Here is a 15,219-nt window from a genome sequence, read left to right as displayed (position 1 = left end):
CCCGCTACAAGACAGAGAGAAAAAACGAGGACGTTATGAAGCTGGCTGAAACAGTGACTTTTGGAGGCTCGCATCTTGATCGCGCGGCCGAGATTAGGGGGATGTCCGCACATCTGGCCGAAACGATCGCAGCGGGCGGGGCGGAGACGATCTTGTTATGGCGGGGCAAGCCGCTTTTGGAGGGTGAAGCGCGTGACCGTTTGGCGCGGTTACCGATGGATCATGTCGTGCTGCAAGAGCACGGGAAAACCCCGATACTTCTGGGTCGCGAAGAGAGCGGCAAGCTGGTTTTTGTCAGCGATATATCCGATTGGATTCCTGTTGAAGTTGATGAGGCGGCGCTTGGGGCATTTTTGGACCAGACGGAGCAGCAGCATCCGATGCTTAACGAAGCGCAGGGCTTTTTGGAGTTGCGTGGCGTGATGACCCGGCTGAGTGCGCGCGATGCGGAGCTTGCAGCGACGGCGCGTGCGGTTTTGGGATGGCATAGATCGCACCGCTTTTGTGCTGCGTGTGGAACCGAGAGCAAAATGATTATGGCGGGCTGGCAGCGGTCTTGTCCGAGTTGCAACACCCAACATTTTCCACGCACTGACCCTGTGGTGATCATGCTGATTACGCAGGGTAATTCGGTCTTGATGGGGCGTTCGGCGGTTTGGCCCGAGGGGATGTATTCTCTTCTGGCGGGCTTTGTGGAGCCAGGAGAAACCATTGAGGCAGCAGTGCGGCGCGAAGTCTTTGAGGAGGCGGGAATTGAAGTGAGCGATGTTGGCTATCTGGCGAGCCAACCTTGGGCTTTCCCGAGTTCGCTGATGATCGGATGTGAGGGGCGCGCGGAAAGCGATGTGATTACGCTTGACCCTAACGAGCTTGAGGACGCCCGATGGTTTAGCCGGGAGGAGATCGCTCAGGCGTTTGCGGGTGAGCATCCGGTGCTGAAACCTGCAAGAAAAGGTGCGATTGCGCACTTTTTACTTTGGAACTGGCTGGCAGATCGGCTTACATAGCCGCCAACCTAGAAACTCGACACAAGATCCTAAAGGGGCCATTTGAGTATGATTTTTTCCGCTAAACAGGATGTTGAGGCTCCTATCGAGCATGTTTTTATGGCGGTGTCCGATTTTGAAGGCTTTACGCGCCAAGCGATGCGGCGTGGAGCAGAGGTGACACGGCTTGACGCATATGATGAGCCCACGGCGGGTATGGCCTGGAACACGATGTTTCATTTTCGCGGCAAGCAACGCAAAATGCGGATCGAACTTCAGAAGGTGGATGCGCCGAACGGTTTGACTGCTAAGAGCAGTACGAAAGGGCTTGAAGCGACTCTCCAAGTTGAGCTGGTGGCGATGTCAAAGCAGCGCACACGGATGAGTATAGAGCTTGAGCTTGACCCTCAGACTCTTGCGGCCAGATTGCTGGTGCAGTCACTTAAGCTGGCGCGGGGGAGCATTACAAAGCGGCTGGCCAAACGGCTAGATGGTTTTGCGAAAGCTACAGAGGAAAGCTACCACAGCGTTAGCTAGGGGCGCGTCAAGGCTTGTGTCGCAGTTCCGGCTTCGATATCTCGAGGGTTAAAGCTGATAGGGGCAGACCCGAGCGCCGAGGCGGAATCATATGTCGACATTGAAATTCAGACGGGCCACTTTGGGGCTAGTGTTTTGCACCTTGCTGAGCGGTTGTCTGGCCGAGCTTCCAGCGAACGGGCAAGCAGGTTCTGTGTTGAAGGCTGGCGGGGAAAAACGCAGCTTTGCGCTTGCGAGTGCTGCAATCGTTCCTGAGCGGGTGATCGGAAAAGGCCCTGCGGGGTATTGCATCGACAAGCGGTCTCTTAAGACCGGGCGTATGGGAGGTTTTGCTTTGCTCGCGCCTTGCGCAGCGCTTGATGCGCGCGCTGACAGCATTGGACTTGAGGCTGCGATTTTAACCCTTCAGGTGCAACCTATGGGTTTGGCGGAAAAAGAGATTTCCGCTGAAGCACTGGCGCAAGCTTTTGCAAGCGAGAAGCCGATATACCTAGAGAACGGGGATGGCATTAGCTTGGTGCATCTGGCATCGGGCGGCGAAACTCTTATTCCGCAAAGCGACCCAAAGCACTGGCGTGGAGCACTGAAGTTCAACGGCTTTCTTATCGGGCTGGCGGTTTATTCCGAAAAGGGCGGAGCAGCGGCAGGTGAAGCGGGCAAGATGCTTCTGATCGATTTTGCCGAGGCTGTCTTGAGCGCGAGCCCCATTGCTGTTGCCGAGTAGTGTTGTTCTATAAGGGACGAAAAAGTGCAAATAGCTCAATTTGTTCAGTGGTTTCTTGAAATCAGGCCTTTTCGTTAACTTTGTTTCCATTACAGTGACAATTCAAACCGCACAGCATTTTGGCAGCAATATACGATGGCTTTTTCCTTTGGCAGCGCAGCGTTTAAACGCGGGCTATACCGGCTTTCCTTGAAGCGGTGGCAACGGGCTGCGCGGCGTGGATATGAAACACGGCTGGAAAAGTTGCGTGCCGAGCGAGCCGATGCGCGCAAGATGAAGACCCAGCTGGACCAGCTTATTCACATCGCCGACGAGCGCCTTGCCTTGCCGATGATCGGCTCGCAGGCCTTTGACAAACCGTTTGATTCAGACTGGGCGTGGCGGCCTGAATTGTGGCGTGGGGCGCTGCCGAAACCTGGTTTGAGTTCGGCACAAACCAAATCCATGTTGGGTCGCGAGGTGACTTTGTTTCATGATTGCCAGCACTCGGAGTTGACGCTGCGCCAGATCAGAAACCGTCGCGAAGCCGACCTTGCGCCTTATGGGTTGCAACTGGATGTTTTTAAGTTTGATGGTTCTTTCCTGTCGGTGGTTGTTGACCTTCCCGAAGCGGCGGCGCATGGGCTCTTGCGTAAACACTTGCTGCGCATCCAGACGATTGTGGAATTTGAGAAGCCGCTAGAAATTTTTGCGCGGATCAACATCAAACACGGGCCGAACACCGAGCAGATTGTACGAGAACTGCCGCTAAACCAGCAGGATGTGGTTGTGGAGTTTGATCTGGCTTACTCCAAGTTGAATGAAAAGAGGGTTGAGCGGATCTGGCTTGATCTGATCTTTGAGGGACCCGAGATGAACCAGATTGCTATTCGGGATCTGACGTTTAGCCGAAGACCAAGAGCCGAGCTTTGAGGGGCGAAAGATGAGCGAATATGTAGTCACCAAGCGGCGCATGATCGAAGCACGCTGGAACGCTGTTGTGACCCGTGCTGATGGGGCACCGATTGAAGATACGCCCAAGCTGAGCGTAACGCTTGACGGCAAGCCAGTGCTGGGTGTGAGCCTGAAGGCTGGTGAAAACGGGACATGGGAGATGATCGTGCCAGTTCCGGCCGAAGCGGTTTCAGACGGAATTAGGACGGTGCTTATCGCGGACAGCGAAACCGAAGAAACGCTTGCAGGCTTTTCACTGCTGTCCGGTGAAGCGCTGGATGAAGACCTGCGTGCGGAAGTCGAGCTCATGCGCCAGGAGCTTGATATGCTCAAGCGTGCGTTTCGGCGCCATTGTGTGGAAACGAGTTAAGGCTGACGCCGCGTTTTAAGTGACAATTTGCCCGCTTTGCCGCAATTTTGCGGGCAACAAGGGAGTTTCACAATGTCGCACTATCCACATATGCTCGCCCCGCTCGATCTCGGCCATACGACGCTGAAAAACCGCGTGATCATGGGCTCGATGCACACAAACCTTGAAGAGACCAAGGACTGGAACCGCGTTGCCGAGTTTTATGCAGAGCGCGCGCGGGGCGGTGCGGCTCTTATGGTGACAGGTGGTATCGCTCCCAACAACGAAGGCGGCGTTTTCCCCGGTGCGGCGGGGCTGTATACAGATGAGGATATTGCCAACCACAAGATTGTGACAGATCGAGTTCATGCAGCCGGTGGCAAGATTGCCATGCAGATTTTGCATGCAGGGCGCTATGCCTATGGACCCGAGTGTGTCAGCGCCTCTGCTATAAAATCCCCGATTTCACCGTTTCCGCCCAAGGAACTTGACGAGGACGGCATCGAAAAGCAGATCGCCGACTTTGCCACAGCGGCAGCAAATGCCAAGCGCGCGGGGTATGACGGTGTTGAGGTGATGGGCTCGGAAGGTTACTTCATCAACCAGTTTCTTGTGACCCATGTCAACAAACGCACCGACCGTTGGGGCGGCTCGTACGAGAACCGCATGCGCCTTCCTATCGAAATTATGAAGCGGGTCCGTGCGGCTGTAGGCGCGGATTTTATAATCATCTACCGTCTGAGCATGATTGATCTTATTCCCAACGGGTCGACCCATGAGGAAGTTGTGCAACTGGCGCAGGAAGTTGAAAAAGCCGGGGCAACGATGATCAACACCGGTATTGGCTGGCACGAGGCGCGCATTCCGACGATTGCGACAAGTGTACCGCGCGCGGGCTTTGCCTGGGTGACGAAAAAGCTGATGGGGAAGGTGGGTATTCCGCTGATCACATCAAACCGGATTAACATGCCTGATGTGGCGGAAACTGTGCTGGCTGAGGGCTGCGCTGACCTTGTAAGCATGGCGCGGCCTTTCCTTGCTGACCCTCATTTTGTGTTGAAAGCAGCAGAAGGGCGTGCAGCGGAGATTGCCCCCTGCATTGCCTGCAATCAGGCGTGCCTTGACCATACGTTCCAAGGAAAAATCTCGACCTGTCTGGTGAACCCGCGCGCTTGCTATGAGACCGAGCTTAAGCTTGAGCCCACGGATGCGCCCAAGAAGGTCGCTATTGTCGGTGCGGGGCCAGCAGGGATGAGCACGGCGATTGCGGCAGCCGAACGGGGCCATGATGTGACGGTGTTTGACCGCCTTGAAGAGGTCGGCGGACAGCTTAACATGGCCAAGCAGATTCCGGGGAAGGAAGAGTTCTGGGGCTTTGTTACGTGGTTTGGCACGATGGCCAAAAAGCATGGTGTGAAGCTTGAGCTGGGCCGTGATGTTCAGGCGGATGATCTAGACGGATTTGACGAAGTAATCGTGGCGACGGGTGTTTTGCCACGTGACCCCGAGATTGAGGGGCAGGACATGCCCCATGTGTTGAGCTATGTGGATGTGCTGCGTGGCAAAGCCAAAGTCGGTAAGCGTGTTGCTGTTGTTGGCGCAGGCGGAATTGGTTTTGATGTCAGTGAATTTCTTGTCCAGGAGGGCGAGAGCCCGACGCTTGACCTTGAGGAATGGAAGGAAGAATGGGGCGTTGGTGACCCTTCTCAAACACGTGGCGGACTTGCGGCTGAAGGGCCGAAACCTGAACCTGCTGCGCGGCAAGTGGTGCTTTTGCAGCGCAAAGCGGAGCGACATGGCAAAAGGCTTGGCAAGACAACAGGCTGGATTCACCGTGCGGCGCTGAAGATGAAAAACGTCGAAATGGTTGGTGGTGTTAATTACGAGCGCATCGACGCAGATGGGCTGCATGTGAGTTTTGGTGAGGCGCGGGACAATCCGACACTTATAGCGTGCGATACGATTGTGATGTGCGCAGGGCAGGTGAGTGAGAGATCGCTTGCGGATGCGCTGGAAGCCAAGGGCGTGCGCGTGCATGTGATTGGGGGTGCCGATGTAGCGGCAGAGCTTGATGCGAAGCGTGCGATTGACCAAGGCACACGGTTGGCGGCGGTTCTCTAAGTTTCGCTTTGCGCTTTGCGCAAACCGACCCGCCGGGGGAGCTTTGCTCCCCCGGACCCCCTCAGGATATTTTGGGCAATAAAAAAGGCGGGGGCTTGTCTTATGCGGCGCTAGAGCAGGGCGTTCTTGGTGGCTTTCAGCTTTGATCTGTTCCTGATGCTGCGGTTGAGGCGGAGGAACCTGGCCTGAACTGCGGGCGCGTTGGCCGTGTTGCGGCGCGGCACAGGGCGCAAAGCGTTTCGGGTTGCCGACGGGATTGCGAGCATATCGAGCAGTGCGGCAGCAGGGCCTTCGGGCGCGGTTGCATAGGCCTCCAGAGAGGCTGTTACGACTTGCACAGGAGCGAGCGCGCGGGTGAGCTTTTGTGCTTCGGCTTCGGGGCCGAGAAGCTGAGGGAAGCGAGCGCGGAAGCTCTCGTAATCATCTGTGAGACGGATAGAGCGTAATAGATGACCATAAACAGAGCGGAGCCAGTCTTCGCGCTCGCGGGTAGTATAGAAGAAAGTGATTTCTGCTTCGGGACCGAAGCGGCGGCGGATCTCTTGGATAATCACTTTTGCAAGGCGTTTTGCAGGACGCTGATAGGATGTCATCAGGCGACCAGAGAGGGTGCGATGACCCGGCATGCCGCCTGAGAACGTTTCACGCGACAACACGATTGTAGAGTGATTGGGGATGCTTTCGAGAAATGCGCGCAAGCTGCGGCGAAATTTGAATAAACGATGCGGGAAAGGGCGCTGCGCGTAGATTCGCGCGTGGGCTCCAGCGTCGAGGAAATCCATTTTCCCATAGTAGGCCATGTAGGGCGCGAGGGCGGATTTATTTTGGTTTAGAAAATCTTGCAGGCTGGTAGTGCCTGTTTTGTGAAAGCCCGCGTGAACGATCACGCGTGTCATTCAAAGAGACCTTCGGGGGGGTCGGCGATAATACGGCCAGAGGCAAGGTCGACCGTGGGCACAGCGGCCTTAGTGAAGGGCAAAAGCACCGTGGCGCTGCTGCCTTTAGTCTGGACCTCCAAAAGGTCGCCTGCGCCGTGATTTTGAACGGCTTTGACACGGCCCAGCTCGCTTCCGCCTGTATCGAGCACGGTGAGGCCGACGAGATCGGCGTGGTAGAACTCGTCGTCGGGCAGCGAGGGCAGTTGGCTGCGATCAGCATACAGTTCTGTGCCGCGCAAGGCATCGGCTTCTTCTTTGGTTGCTATGCCGCTGAGGCGGGCGGAGAAGCCGTTGTTGATCTGGCGAGTGATGGTGAGGGTGAAGTTTCTTGTTCCGTCTTTTGTGAAGAGCGGTGTGTAGTTTGCAATATCTTGAGGTTCAGCTGTAAAGCTTTTGAGGCGGATTTCGCCACGGACGCCAAAGGCACCTGCGATGGCGCCGACACAGACACGCTCGCTCATGGGCGGGCTCCTTCACAGAGGCCTGATGTGACGCTTCCACCTGCGGTGGTGCAGCGGTCATCGTGGGCAGTTTTTTCGTAGGTTACACCTGCAAGAAAGGCAGAGCCAATCAGGAAAAGGGTGCGAAAAGGGCGGAATAGAAAGCGCATGAGGGATAGGCAGAACGGGCTGGAGCGCGAATAGCTCCAGCCCGAAAATGCTTAGCTTTCAGCGGCTTCGTCACCGGCAGGAGCCTCTTCAGCAGGGGCTTCCGCCGGTGCTGCGGCGGCTTCAGCTGCTGCTGCGGCCTTGGCTGCTTTTTCTTCAAGGCGTTCTTTGGCTTTCTTGCCGGGCTCGCCTTTTTTCAGGTTGGCGCGTTCTTTTTTCTCCAGAACGCCTGCGGCTTCGAGCATGCGTGAAACGCGGTCGGTTGGCTGTGCGCCTTCGCCGAGCCAGTATTTGATGCGATCGAGATCAAGCTTTACGCGCTCTTCGCTGTCTTTGGCGAGAAGCGGGTTGTATGTGCCGAGTTTCTCGATGAAGCGGCCATCGCGTGGCATGCGGCTGTCAGTGGCGACAACGCGGTAGAAAGGGCGCTTTTTTGAGCCGCCGCGGGCGAGACGAATTTTCATAGCCATGGTGTGTTCTCCTTTAATGGCATTTCAGGCAACCGCCTGTTATTCTTGGTGCTTTTCGTGGTGCTGAATGACTTCAGCGATGATGAAGTTTAGAAACTTCTTGGCGAATTCAGGGTCCAGATCGGCCTGAACTGCCAAATCTTCGAGTCGTGCAATCTGGGCCGTTTCGCGGGCCGGATCAGACGGGGGAAGGGCGTGTTCGGCTTTGAGCTTGCCCACCGCTTGGGTGTGTTTGAAGCGCTCGCCGAGGGTATAAACGAGGATGGCATCGAGGCGGTCGATGCTTTCGCGATGCCCCTTGAGGAGCGTCGCAGCGCGGGTCACTGCATCGGTCATTCTGCACCTCCAAATCTGCCAAAAAGGGGGGGTGAAAAGCGTGCACAACCCGTGCACAACCCGTGCACCGCCTGAACAGGCTTTGTTACCAATGCGTTAACGCCAAAAAGGGACAAATGATCAGTCAAGCGCCCATCCTTTCGGTTTGAACAGCGGGTCGGCGTAGTGGCTGATTTCCATGTCGATGCCATGTGCCAACTGCGTGCCGTCGAGTTTGGCGGGAGAGGGGTGGCGGTAGACCGCATCGGAGCCGTCGATGCTGAGAGCTTCGGGGTCACGCTTTGCTCCGAGGCGCTCGGCGAGGCGGATGCTGTCGAGGTTTTTCGGGTCAAGGTAGCTGACGGCAGTTTCCCAGCCTTGCTGCTTGTAGAAATAGCCGCGTGCGGCGTGAGTTGCCTCGAGCGCGTAGCCTTTGCCGGCTTTGTCGGGCCAGATGATCCAGGCGATCTCGGCTTCGGGCCATTTCGCGGGCTTCCAGCCGCCTGCCATGCCGTAGGTCTCGTCGGTTTCCTTGTCGTGGATCATCCACATTCCGTAGCCGCGAATGTTCCAATGGCCGATTTCGGCAGCGTAAAGCATCCATGCTTCGTAAGCGTTGAGTGGTCCGCCCATGAAGCGCGAACGATAGGAGCTGAACGTGGCCTTGAAGTCGGGGTAATCCTCGGCTTCGGGGCCGCGCAGAACGAGGCGTTTGGTTTCCAGAACAGGGATGCTTGCAGTGTGCATTATGCGTAGGCCTCCATTCCGCCGTTTTCGAGCTCGGATGGGGCGAGGTGACGCCAGATTTCGGTTTTGCCGAATTTCGGGTGCTCGTAGTTATAGTCGAGCGCTGCGCCGAGGCGGGTTGCGACAGCTTTGCTGGCTTCGTTGTTTGGCGCGATGAGGCTGATTGCGGTTTCCCAGCCGAGCACGTCATAGGCATAGGCGCGGGCCGAGAGCGCGGCTTCGGTTGCGTAGCCCTTGCCCCAAGCTTCGGGGATAAGTGTCCAGCCGATTTCGCGTTCGGGCCAGCCGAGGGGGTTCCAGAGGCCGACGCGGCCGAGGTATGTGCCCGTTGCTTTGTCATCGACCGCCCAGAAGCCGTAGCCGCGCATGACCCAATGTCCGAGGATCGTGCCTATCATGCGCCAGACTTCATCGGGGCGCAGAGGGCCGCCGACGAACTGCGACGCCTCGGACGCCCAGAAGGCGACCTCTTTTTCAGCGTCGGCCTCGCAGGGCGCGCGCAGAACGAGACGTTCGGTTTCAAGCGTGGGGATGGCGAGGCTCAGCATCGGGTTATTTCTTCTTTCCGAAGCCGGAGAGACCAGAGGGCAGGCCTGCGCCGCCGCCAAGGCCCGGGAGTTTGCCGGAAGCGCCAAGTTGTTTGGCGGCGGCTTCCATTGCGGCGGGATCCATGCCCTGGCCGAGTTCGGGAGGCATACTGCCTTTGCCGCCAAACATGCCTTTCATGGCCTGCTTCAACATGCCGCCTTTGCCTTTGCCCATTTTCTTCATCATGTCCGACATCTGGCGGTGCATTTTGAGAAGCTTGTTGAGGTCGGAGACCTCCATGCCCGCGCCTTTGGCGATGCGCTTTTTGCGAGAGGCCTGAAGGATTTGCGGGTTGGCGCGTTCGCGTTTTGTCATGGATTGAACAAGGGCGATCTGGCGGGCGATGATTTTGTCATCAAAGCCTGCATCCTGCACTTGTTTGGCCATTTTGCCCATGCCCGGCATCATGCCCATGATGCCTTCCATGCCGCCCATTTTTTGCATTTGCTCGAGCTGCATCTTGAGGTCGTTCATATTGAACTGACCTTTTTGGAAGCGCTTCATCATGCGCTCGGCTTGTTCGGCCTCGATTGTTTCTTGCGCTTTTTCGACGAGAGAGACGATATCGCCCATGCCGAGGATGCGGCCGGCGATGCGCTCCGGTTCGAAGGTTTCGAGCGCGTCCATCTTTTCCCCGAGGCCGACGAAGCGGATGGGTTTGCCTGTAACGGCGCGCATGGAGAGGGCTGCGCCGCCGCGGCCGTCGCCATCCATACGGGTGAGGACAACGCCTGTGATGCCGATTTTGGCATCGAATTCTTCGGCGACTTCGACGGCGACCTGACCTGTAAGGCCATCTACCACCAGAAGCGTTTCGCGAGGATCGACCACGGCGGCCACATCGGCCACCTCTTTCATCAGGACTTCGTCGATCTGAAGGCGACCAGCCGTATCGAGCATATAGACATCATAGCCGCCGAGGGCCGCTTGCTGCTTGGCGCGCTTGGCGATATCGACGGGGTTTTGGCCCTTGACGATGGGCAGGGTGTCAACGCCGATTTGCGCACCGAGGATGGCAAGCTGGTCCATCGCGGCGGGGCGATAGATATCGAGAGAGGCCATGAGGACTTTCTTGCCCTCTTTTTCCTTCAGACGCTTGGCGAGTTTGCCTGTTGTTGTGGTTTTACCACCGCCTTGCAGACCGACCATAAGAATCGGTGCCGGGGGATTGTCGATCTTGAGCTTACCGGGGTCTTGCTCGCCTTTGAGCGTATCGACGAGGGCATCGTGCACGATTTTGACGACTTGCTGGCCCGGTGTGACGGATTTGGTGACGGACTGGCCTGTGGCCTGCTCCTGCACCTTTTTAACAAACTCGCGGGCAACGGGCAGCGAAACGTCAGCCTCAAGCAAGGCAACACGCACTTCACGCAGGGCTGTTTTCACATCGTCTTCTGACAGCGCGCCTTGTTTTGTAAGGCGGTCAAAGACACCCGAGAGGCGTTCGGACAGATTTTCAAACATCTTGTCGGCTCCTTTACCGCTGCGTTCTGACCCGACATAGGAAGCGGGCCGCCCAATGACAATTTGCCCCCGTGGGCGAAACTCGCTGACGGGGGGCGATCTCGGCAAGCGAGACCGGAAGGGTTTAGCTTCCGTATGATTGCGCGCGGTTTACGCCTTTGGGTGCGGTTGGTCAAGCGGGCAGATCTTTTGTGCCATACGCATATTTTTGCCACATGTAATAGAAAGACCTACCAAATTTTACAAACCTCTTACTGCACTTGCATATGCTGGGTAAGTTCAACTCGGTAATTACTATTTTTAACACGAGGTACCCAATATGAAAACTGTAGCAAAATTCGCCGCAATCGCTCTGATCGCAGCCCCTACATTCGCAGCTGCCGGCAGCAAAGGCACGGCCGTAATGGAATCAGACGTATTTGTTGACACAACACCAGTTGCTGGCGGTTCATCAGGTTCTATGGGATCAATGGGCACAGGCGCAGCAATCGCAGCGGCAGCCGTTGTTGTTCTCGCTATCGCGGCATCAGACGGCTCATAAGCTCTTTTAAAGTAACGGTTTCAGCGCTCCAATGCTTGGGCTTTACGTAGCCCAAGCGGGGCGCTGAAATTGTTTTTGGGTCGTGGTTTTCAGGCGAACGACCTTTTGAATATCTTGTGACTGCCTGACGTTGGCGAAGTTTTATTGCGCCTTTGTTTGTTTGACGTGCTTGCATGTAGATTCCAAATAATTGAAGTATTTATGCAGAGTTGGGCAGGCCAATGTGGCGCGTCGCGGAGGCTCGTCGATTGCAAAGAGAGATTCGCGCGTTAAGCTTGTAGCGGCTGAAAAAACTGGCGAGTGGGCAAGCAGATGGACAACTGGGACGAGATCAGAACCGCTTATCACGTTGCCCGGGAGGGCACGGTGAGCCGTGCCGCTGAAATTCTGGGTATTCATCATGCCACTGTGATCCGCCATATTGATGCCCTGGAAGACCGCCTGAAGGCGAAGCTGTTCCAGCGCCATGCGCGTGGCTATACGCCGACAGAAGCCGGGTTGGAGCTTTTACGCGTCGGCCAAGCGACGGCGGAGCAGTTTTCGCAACTCCAATCTCTTATTCATGGCACAAGCACCGGGGTGAGCGGCGAGCTTGTTATTACCTCGCTCACTGAGATTGTGCCAAAGATTATGCCTCTTTTGAAAGAGTTTCAGGATATGCACGAGGGGCTGACCCTGCGCTATCTGGCGGGGGACCGAGTGTTCAAGCTGGAATACGGCGAGGCCCATATTGCTATTCGCGCAGGCATTCGTAAGCCTGAGGAGCCGGACAATGTGGTACAGGAACTGTGTCCTGCTCAAGTGAGTCTTTATGCCTCGCAGAGCTATATTGAGGCGCATGGCCGCCCGGAAGGGCTGAATGACCTTGCAAGCCATCGCTTCGTCGGAAGCGACGATGCAGAGGCACGGGCGCCTTATTATCAGTGGCTTTCGGCGCATGTGAAGCCCGAGCAGATCACGTTTAGGGCGGGCGGATACCCGATTGCCAATGCAGCGATTTGTGCGGGTATCGGGCTTGGATTTTTGGCGGAGGGGTCCGAGGCGCACCGGCCCGATCTTGTAAAGGTGATTGGGCCTGTGGCGGAGTGGGGCACGAAGCTATGGCTTGTAACGCATATGGATTTGCACCGCACGGCAAAGGTGCAGGCAGTAGCGAATTTTCTGAAAGGGCGCTTGAGCCACGCTTAGAGCTTCTCGGGAAATTCTCTTTCAAGGAAGCGTTCGAAAGCGTCTAGATTGACGGGATCAAACTGGCCGAAACCTTGCATCCAGACTGAGGCTTGCTTGAGCGCATCCGGCTCGAGCTTGCACCATTTTACGCGTCCGCGCTTCTCTTGTGAGATGAGACCTGCGCGCGTGAGCAGACCGAGGTGTTTTGAGATTGCTGCAAGACTCATGGCGAAGGGCTCGGCAACGTCAGTTACAGCCATATCATCCTCGAGCAGCATCGTGAGGATGGCGCGGCGGGTTGGATCGGCCAATGCCGAAAAGACAAGGTCGAGTGGTTCTGTCATGACTTTGTTTGGCCTTTGGTGCGAATTTCGTCAACCGTTTGGTTAAGTGTTCGGGCGAAGAAGCGGCGTGCCTGCGGCACACAGGGCGGGCGCGCCAAGCGCGGTTAGGGCCAACCCCCAACCCCCGGGATATTTGCAACATCAAGAAAGGGGGAGGTTTTGTCTGAGGGGCACAGAGAACGAGGAAAAGTGAAGCCGTGTGAAGATCAACCTTTTGGTTGAATGTGGATTTTGGGGTGTGTTGAGCCAGATAGAAGGTGCGGCGGAATCTCCGTGAGCTTGCGGAGCGGCGAATAATCTAACTTAATCAGCCGTTTAGGTGGTTTTCCAAGCGGCGTTAACGCGACTTGACTCAGGCGGGCCTGCGCAATAGCAAGGCGTCAAATGTCCATGAGGGCTTTTCTGGTGTCGATGCGCGATAAAAAAGATCAACTCGACGAGTTGGATGAGCGGATCAAAGCGGTGAAAGCCGCTTACACGCCGAAAGATCACATGGATGAACACTACTCCCAGGCGCAACTGGCGTGGCGGATGGTGATCGAGCTGGTGGCCGGTTTGGGCCTTGGCTTCGGCATCGGATACGGGCTCGACTGGGCCTTCGGGACACTCCCGATCTTTATGGTGCTGTTTACATTTATGGGCCTTGCGGCCGGTGTGAAGACGATGCTTCGCTCCGCGCAAGAGATCCAGAAGACACAAGAAGCAGCGCAGGCTGCGGAAGACAAAAAGGATTAGTCATGGCGACTGAGACACACGGCGCAGAAGGCAACAGCCTCGTATTCCATCCGATGGACCAGTTCATTGTGAAGCCGTTGTTCGGCGGTGAAGGCATGGGCATGTTCACCATCACGAACGCGACATTCTGGATGATACTGGCGATTGTTGGTGTGATTGCGCTGATGGTTCTCGGCACATCACGCCGTGCGACTATTCCGGGCCGCGCACAATCGGTTGCCGAGCTGGCCTATGGTTTTGTCTACAAGATGGTTGAAGATGTGGCGGGCAAAGATGCTGTCGGCTTCTTCCCCTATATCATGACGCTGTTCATGTTTATCGTCTTTTCGAACTTCCTTGGCCTTCTGCCGATGTCCTTCACGCCGACTTCGCATTTTGCTGTGACAGTCGTGCTGGCGATGCTGGTGTTTCTCACTGTCACCATCGTCGGGTTTGTGAAGAACGGCTCAAAGTTTCTCGGGCTGTTCTGGGTTTCAAGCGCGCCTTTGGCGCTGCGCCCGGTGCTCGCGATTATCGAAGTTATCTCATACTTCGTGCGCCCTGTAAGCCACTCTATCCGTCTTGCGGGTAACGTGATGGCCGGCCACGCGGTTATCAAAGTGTTTGCAGGATTTGCGGCGATTGCTGTGATTAGCCCTGTGTCTGTACTGGCTATTACGGCCATGTACGGTCTCGAAGTTCTCGTATCGTTTATTCAGGCGTACGTGTTCACCATTCTGACCTGTGTGTATCTGAAAGATGCGCTGCATCCTTCACACTAAGGTTTGAAAGAAATCTAAACTTCCAATCGTAAGGAGAATATTCATGGAAGGCGATCTCGCACACATCGGCGCAGGCCTCGCGGCTATCGGTTCAGGCGCAGCAGCTATTGGTGTTGGTAACGTAGCAGGCAACTTTCTTGCCGGCGCATTGCGCAACCCATCGGCAGCGGCTTCACAAACAGCCACACTCTTCATCGGTATCGCTTTTGCCGAAGCTCTGGGGATCTTCTCGTTCCTCGTCGCGCTTCTGCTGATGTTCGCCGTTTAACTTTTTCGGACAACGATCCTTACGGCCGGATGGGCGCCTAGCGCTCGTCCGGTGATCAGGCAAGTTCCCGAAGGAGGGCCCACATGGCGACCGAAACGCACGACGCCGCAGGCCACGTAGCCGACGCGGCCCCAGGCATGCCCCAACTGGATTTTTCCACTTGGGCCAACCAAATTTTCTGGCTCGTGGTCACGCTTGTCGTGATCTATCTTGTCTTGTCACGTGTTGCCTTGCCCCGCATTGCTGCGGTTCTGGCAGAACGTCAGGGCACGATTACCAATGATATTGCCGCGGCTGAAGACCTGAAGCAAAAAGCTGTTGAGGCTGAAGAGGCCTACAACCAAGCACTTGCTGACGCTCGCAATGAAGCCAACAACATCATTGCCGCGACCAAGACAGATATTCAAAAAGACCTCGATGTCGCATTGGCCAAGGCCGATGCCGAGATAGCCGCAAAAACGGCCGAGGGCGAAAAGGCAATTGCCGCTATTCGTGAAGGTGCGCTCGAGAGCGTGAAGGCCGTTGCGAAAGACACGGCAAAAGAGCTCGTGACAGCGATGGGTGGTAAGGCTGATGCCAAGACCATTACTGCGGCTGTGACAGCACGGATGAAGGGTTAA

General features: G+C 56.2%; 20 protein-coding genes. 12 read left to right on the top strand and 8 right to left on the bottom strand.

What is annotated here, in order from left to right:
- The first annotated feature begins 35 nt into the window (after positions 1-35).
- The 6 genes from nudC (at position 36) to OE750_RS10295 (ending at position 5,650) form a co-directional block, all read left to right on the top strand.
- Complete coding sequence (gene nudC / locus OE750_RS10320) at positions 36-1,007, top strand: NAD(+) diphosphatase (protein WP_263764103.1); 972 nt, start codon at positions 36-38, stop codon at positions 1,005-1,007.
- Between the two features lie 48 nt (positions 1,008-1,055).
- A complete protein-coding gene (locus OE750_RS10315) occupies positions 1,056-1,523 on the top strand; it encodes an SRPBCC family protein (protein ID WP_263764101.1) in 468 nt (155 codons plus the stop codon).
- Positions 1,524-1,614: 91 nt separating this feature from the next.
- Positions 1,615-2,247 carry a hypothetical protein gene (locus tag OE750_RS10310; RefSeq protein WP_263764100.1) on the top strand — a complete coding sequence of 211 codons (633 nt, stop codon included), beginning with the start codon at positions 1,615-1,617 and terminating at the stop codon, positions 2,245-2,247.
- Positions 2,248-2,382: 135 nt separating this feature from the next.
- Positions 2,383-3,159 (top strand): DUF6478 family protein, encoded by a 777-nt coding sequence (locus OE750_RS10305; RefSeq protein ID WP_263764099.1) that lies wholly within the window; start codon positions 2,383-2,385, stop codon positions 3,157-3,159.
- Between the two features lie 10 nt (positions 3,160-3,169).
- Complete coding sequence (locus OE750_RS10300; protein WP_263764098.1) at positions 3,170-3,550, top strand: hypothetical protein; 381 nt, start codon at positions 3,170-3,172, stop codon at positions 3,548-3,550.
- A gap of 72 nt (positions 3,551-3,622) precedes the next feature.
- On the top strand, positions 3,623-5,650 hold the full coding sequence (locus tag OE750_RS10295; RefSeq protein ID WP_263764097.1) for an NADPH-dependent 2,4-dienoyl-CoA reductase: 2,028 nt from the start codon (positions 3,623-3,625) through the stop codon (positions 5,648-5,650).
- 110 nt (positions 5,651-5,760) lie between these two features.
- Here the strand turns inward: OE750_RS10295 and OE750_RS10290 are convergent, their stop codons facing one another.
- The 7 genes from OE750_RS10290 to ffh form a co-directional block, all read right to left on the bottom strand.
- Entirely contained in the window at positions 5,761-6,546 is a 786-nt protein-coding gene (locus OE750_RS10290; RefSeq protein ID WP_263764096.1) for a hypothetical protein, read from the bottom strand.
- Positions 6,543-7,049: a ribosome maturation factor RimM gene (gene rimM, locus OE750_RS10285; protein ID WP_263764094.1), complete on the bottom strand. Its 507-nt coding sequence runs from the start codon at positions 7,047-7,049 to the stop codon at positions 6,543-6,545. The genes OE750_RS10290 and rimM overlap by 4 nt, the downstream gene beginning before the upstream one ends.
- Positions 7,050-7,249: 200 nt before the next feature.
- Complete coding sequence (gene rpsP, locus OE750_RS10280) at positions 7,250-7,666, bottom strand: 30S ribosomal protein S16 (protein ID WP_263764093.1); 417 nt, start codon at positions 7,664-7,666, stop codon at positions 7,250-7,252.
- A gap of 39 nt (positions 7,667-7,705) precedes the next feature.
- Entirely contained in the window at positions 7,706-8,002 is a 297-nt protein-coding gene (locus OE750_RS10275) for a chorismate mutase (RefSeq protein WP_263764092.1), read from the bottom strand.
- A 120-nt stretch (positions 8,003-8,122) separates the two neighbouring features.
- Positions 8,123-8,728: a GNAT family N-acetyltransferase gene (locus OE750_RS10270; RefSeq protein ID WP_263764091.1), complete on the bottom strand. Its 606-nt coding sequence runs from the start codon at positions 8,726-8,728 to the stop codon at positions 8,123-8,125.
- Positions 8,728-9,276 (bottom strand): GNAT family N-acetyltransferase, encoded by a 549-nt coding sequence (locus OE750_RS10265; protein ID WP_263764090.1) that lies wholly within the window; start codon positions 9,274-9,276, stop codon positions 8,728-8,730. Before OE750_RS10265 ends, OE750_RS10270 begins: the two co-directional genes overlap by 1 nt.
- Positions 9,277-9,280: 4 nt before the next feature.
- Positions 9,281-10,780 (bottom strand): signal recognition particle protein, encoded by a 1,500-nt coding sequence (gene ffh, locus OE750_RS10260; RefSeq protein WP_263764089.1) that lies wholly within the window; start codon positions 10,778-10,780, stop codon positions 9,281-9,283.
- A gap of 319 nt (positions 10,781-11,099) precedes the next feature.
- On the opposite strand from ffh, the gene OE750_RS10255 reads away from it, so the two are divergent.
- Together OE750_RS10255 and OE750_RS10250 are read left to right on the top strand one after the other, a co-directional pair.
- Positions 11,100-11,321: a hypothetical protein gene (locus OE750_RS10255; RefSeq protein ID WP_263764088.1), complete on the top strand. Its 222-nt coding sequence runs from the start codon at positions 11,100-11,102 to the stop codon at positions 11,319-11,321.
- A 312-nt stretch (positions 11,322-11,633) separates the two neighbouring features.
- The gene (locus tag OE750_RS10250; protein ID WP_263764087.1) at positions 11,634-12,509 is read left to right on the top strand and encodes a LysR family transcriptional regulator; all 876 of its coding nucleotides are present in this window, start codon (positions 11,634-11,636) and stop codon (positions 12,507-12,509) included.
- On the opposite strand, the gene OE750_RS10245 is transcribed toward OE750_RS10250, so the two are convergent.
- Positions 12,506-12,835 carry an ArsR/SmtB family transcription factor gene (locus OE750_RS10245; protein ID WP_263764086.1) on the bottom strand — a complete coding sequence of 110 codons (330 nt, stop codon included), beginning with the start codon at positions 12,833-12,835 and terminating at the stop codon, positions 12,506-12,508. The two genes, OE750_RS10250 and OE750_RS10245, sit on opposite strands and share 4 nt — an antisense overlap.
- Before the next feature lie 384 nt (positions 12,836-13,219).
- On the opposite strand from OE750_RS10245, the gene OE750_RS10240 reads away from it, so the two are divergent.
- From OE750_RS10240 to OE750_RS10225, 4 genes are all read left to right on the top strand, one after another.
- Positions 13,220-13,570, top strand: coding sequence for an AtpZ/AtpI family protein (locus OE750_RS10240; RefSeq protein ID WP_263764085.1), 351 nt, complete (start codon positions 13,220-13,222; stop codon positions 13,568-13,570).
- A 2-nt stretch (positions 13,571-13,572) separates the two neighbouring features.
- Positions 13,573-14,331 (top strand): F0F1 ATP synthase subunit A, encoded by a 759-nt coding sequence (locus OE750_RS10235; protein WP_263764084.1) that lies wholly within the window; start codon positions 13,573-13,575, stop codon positions 14,329-14,331.
- Between the two features lie 43 nt (positions 14,332-14,374).
- Positions 14,375-14,599 carry a F0F1 ATP synthase subunit C gene (locus OE750_RS10230; protein WP_089892297.1) on the top strand — a complete coding sequence of 75 codons (225 nt, stop codon included), beginning with the start codon at positions 14,375-14,377 and terminating at the stop codon, positions 14,597-14,599.
- A gap of 83 nt (positions 14,600-14,682) precedes the next feature.
- Positions 14,683-15,219: a F0F1 ATP synthase subunit B' gene (locus OE750_RS10225; protein WP_263764083.1), complete on the top strand. Its 537-nt coding sequence runs from the start codon at positions 14,683-14,685 to the stop codon at positions 15,217-15,219.

The sequence above is a fragment of the Lentibacter sp. XHP0401 genome, assembly GCF_025751535.1.
Taxonomy (GTDB): domain Bacteria; phylum Pseudomonadota; class Alphaproteobacteria; order Rhodobacterales; family Rhodobacteraceae; genus Lentibacter.
This window is presented reverse-complemented; position numbering and strand designations above follow the sequence as displayed.

Coding starts and splice junctions, on each gene's coding strand:
- OE750_RS10270 (WP_263764091.1), bottom strand. CDS start 8,728: ATGCACACTGCAAGCATCCCTGTTCTGGAAACCAAACGCCTCGTTCTG.
- OE750_RS10250 (WP_263764087.1), top strand. CDS start 11,634: ATGGACAACTGGGACGAGATCAGAACCGCTTATCACGTTGCCCGGGAG.
- OE750_RS10255 (WP_263764088.1), top strand. CDS start 11,100: ATGAAAACTGTAGCAAAATTCGCCGCAATCGCTCTGATCGCAGCCCCT.
- ffh (WP_263764089.1), bottom strand. CDS start 10,780: ATGTTTGAAAATCTGTCCGAACGCCTCTCGGGTGTCTTTGACCGCCTT.
- OE750_RS10290 (WP_263764096.1), bottom strand. CDS start 6,546: ATGACACGCGTGATCGTTCACGCGGGCTTTCACAAAACAGGCACTACC.
- OE750_RS10225 (WP_263764083.1), top strand. CDS start 14,683: ATGGCGACCGAAACGCACGACGCCGCAGGCCACGTAGCCGACGCGGCC.
- OE750_RS10240 (WP_263764085.1), top strand. CDS start 13,220: ATGTCCATGAGGGCTTTTCTGGTGTCGATGCGCGATAAAAAAGATCAA.
- rpsP (WP_263764093.1), bottom strand. CDS start 7,666: ATGGCTATGAAAATTCGTCTCGCCCGCGGCGGCTCAAAAAAGCGCCCT.
- OE750_RS10305 (WP_263764099.1), top strand. CDS start 2,383: ATGGCTTTTTCCTTTGGCAGCGCAGCGTTTAAACGCGGGCTATACCGG.
- nudC (WP_263764103.1), top strand. CDS start 36: ATGAAGCTGGCTGAAACAGTGACTTTTGGAGGCTCGCATCTTGATCGC.
- OE750_RS10245 (WP_263764086.1), bottom strand. CDS start 12,835: ATGACAGAACCACTCGACCTTGTCTTTTCGGCATTGGCCGATCCAACC.
- OE750_RS10235 (WP_263764084.1), top strand. CDS start 13,573: ATGGCGACTGAGACACACGGCGCAGAAGGCAACAGCCTCGTATTCCAT.
- OE750_RS10295 (WP_263764097.1), top strand. CDS start 3,623: ATGTCGCACTATCCACATATGCTCGCCCCGCTCGATCTCGGCCATACG.
- OE750_RS10310 (WP_263764100.1), top strand. CDS start 1,615: ATGTCGACATTGAAATTCAGACGGGCCACTTTGGGGCTAGTGTTTTGC.
- OE750_RS10275 (WP_263764092.1), bottom strand. CDS start 8,002: ATGACCGATGCAGTGACCCGCGCTGCGACGCTCCTCAAGGGGCATCGC.
- OE750_RS10230 (WP_089892297.1), top strand. CDS start 14,375: ATGGAAGGCGATCTCGCACACATCGGCGCAGGCCTCGCGGCTATCGGT.
- rimM (WP_263764094.1), bottom strand. CDS start 7,049: ATGAGCGAGCGTGTCTGTGTCGGCGCCATCGCAGGTGCCTTTGGCGTC.
- OE750_RS10300 (WP_263764098.1), top strand. CDS start 3,170: ATGAGCGAATATGTAGTCACCAAGCGGCGCATGATCGAAGCACGCTGG.
- OE750_RS10315 (WP_263764101.1), top strand. CDS start 1,056: ATGATTTTTTCCGCTAAACAGGATGTTGAGGCTCCTATCGAGCATGTT.
- OE750_RS10265 (WP_263764090.1), bottom strand. CDS start 9,276: ATGCTGAGCCTCGCCATCCCCACGCTTGAAACCGAACGTCTCGTTCTG.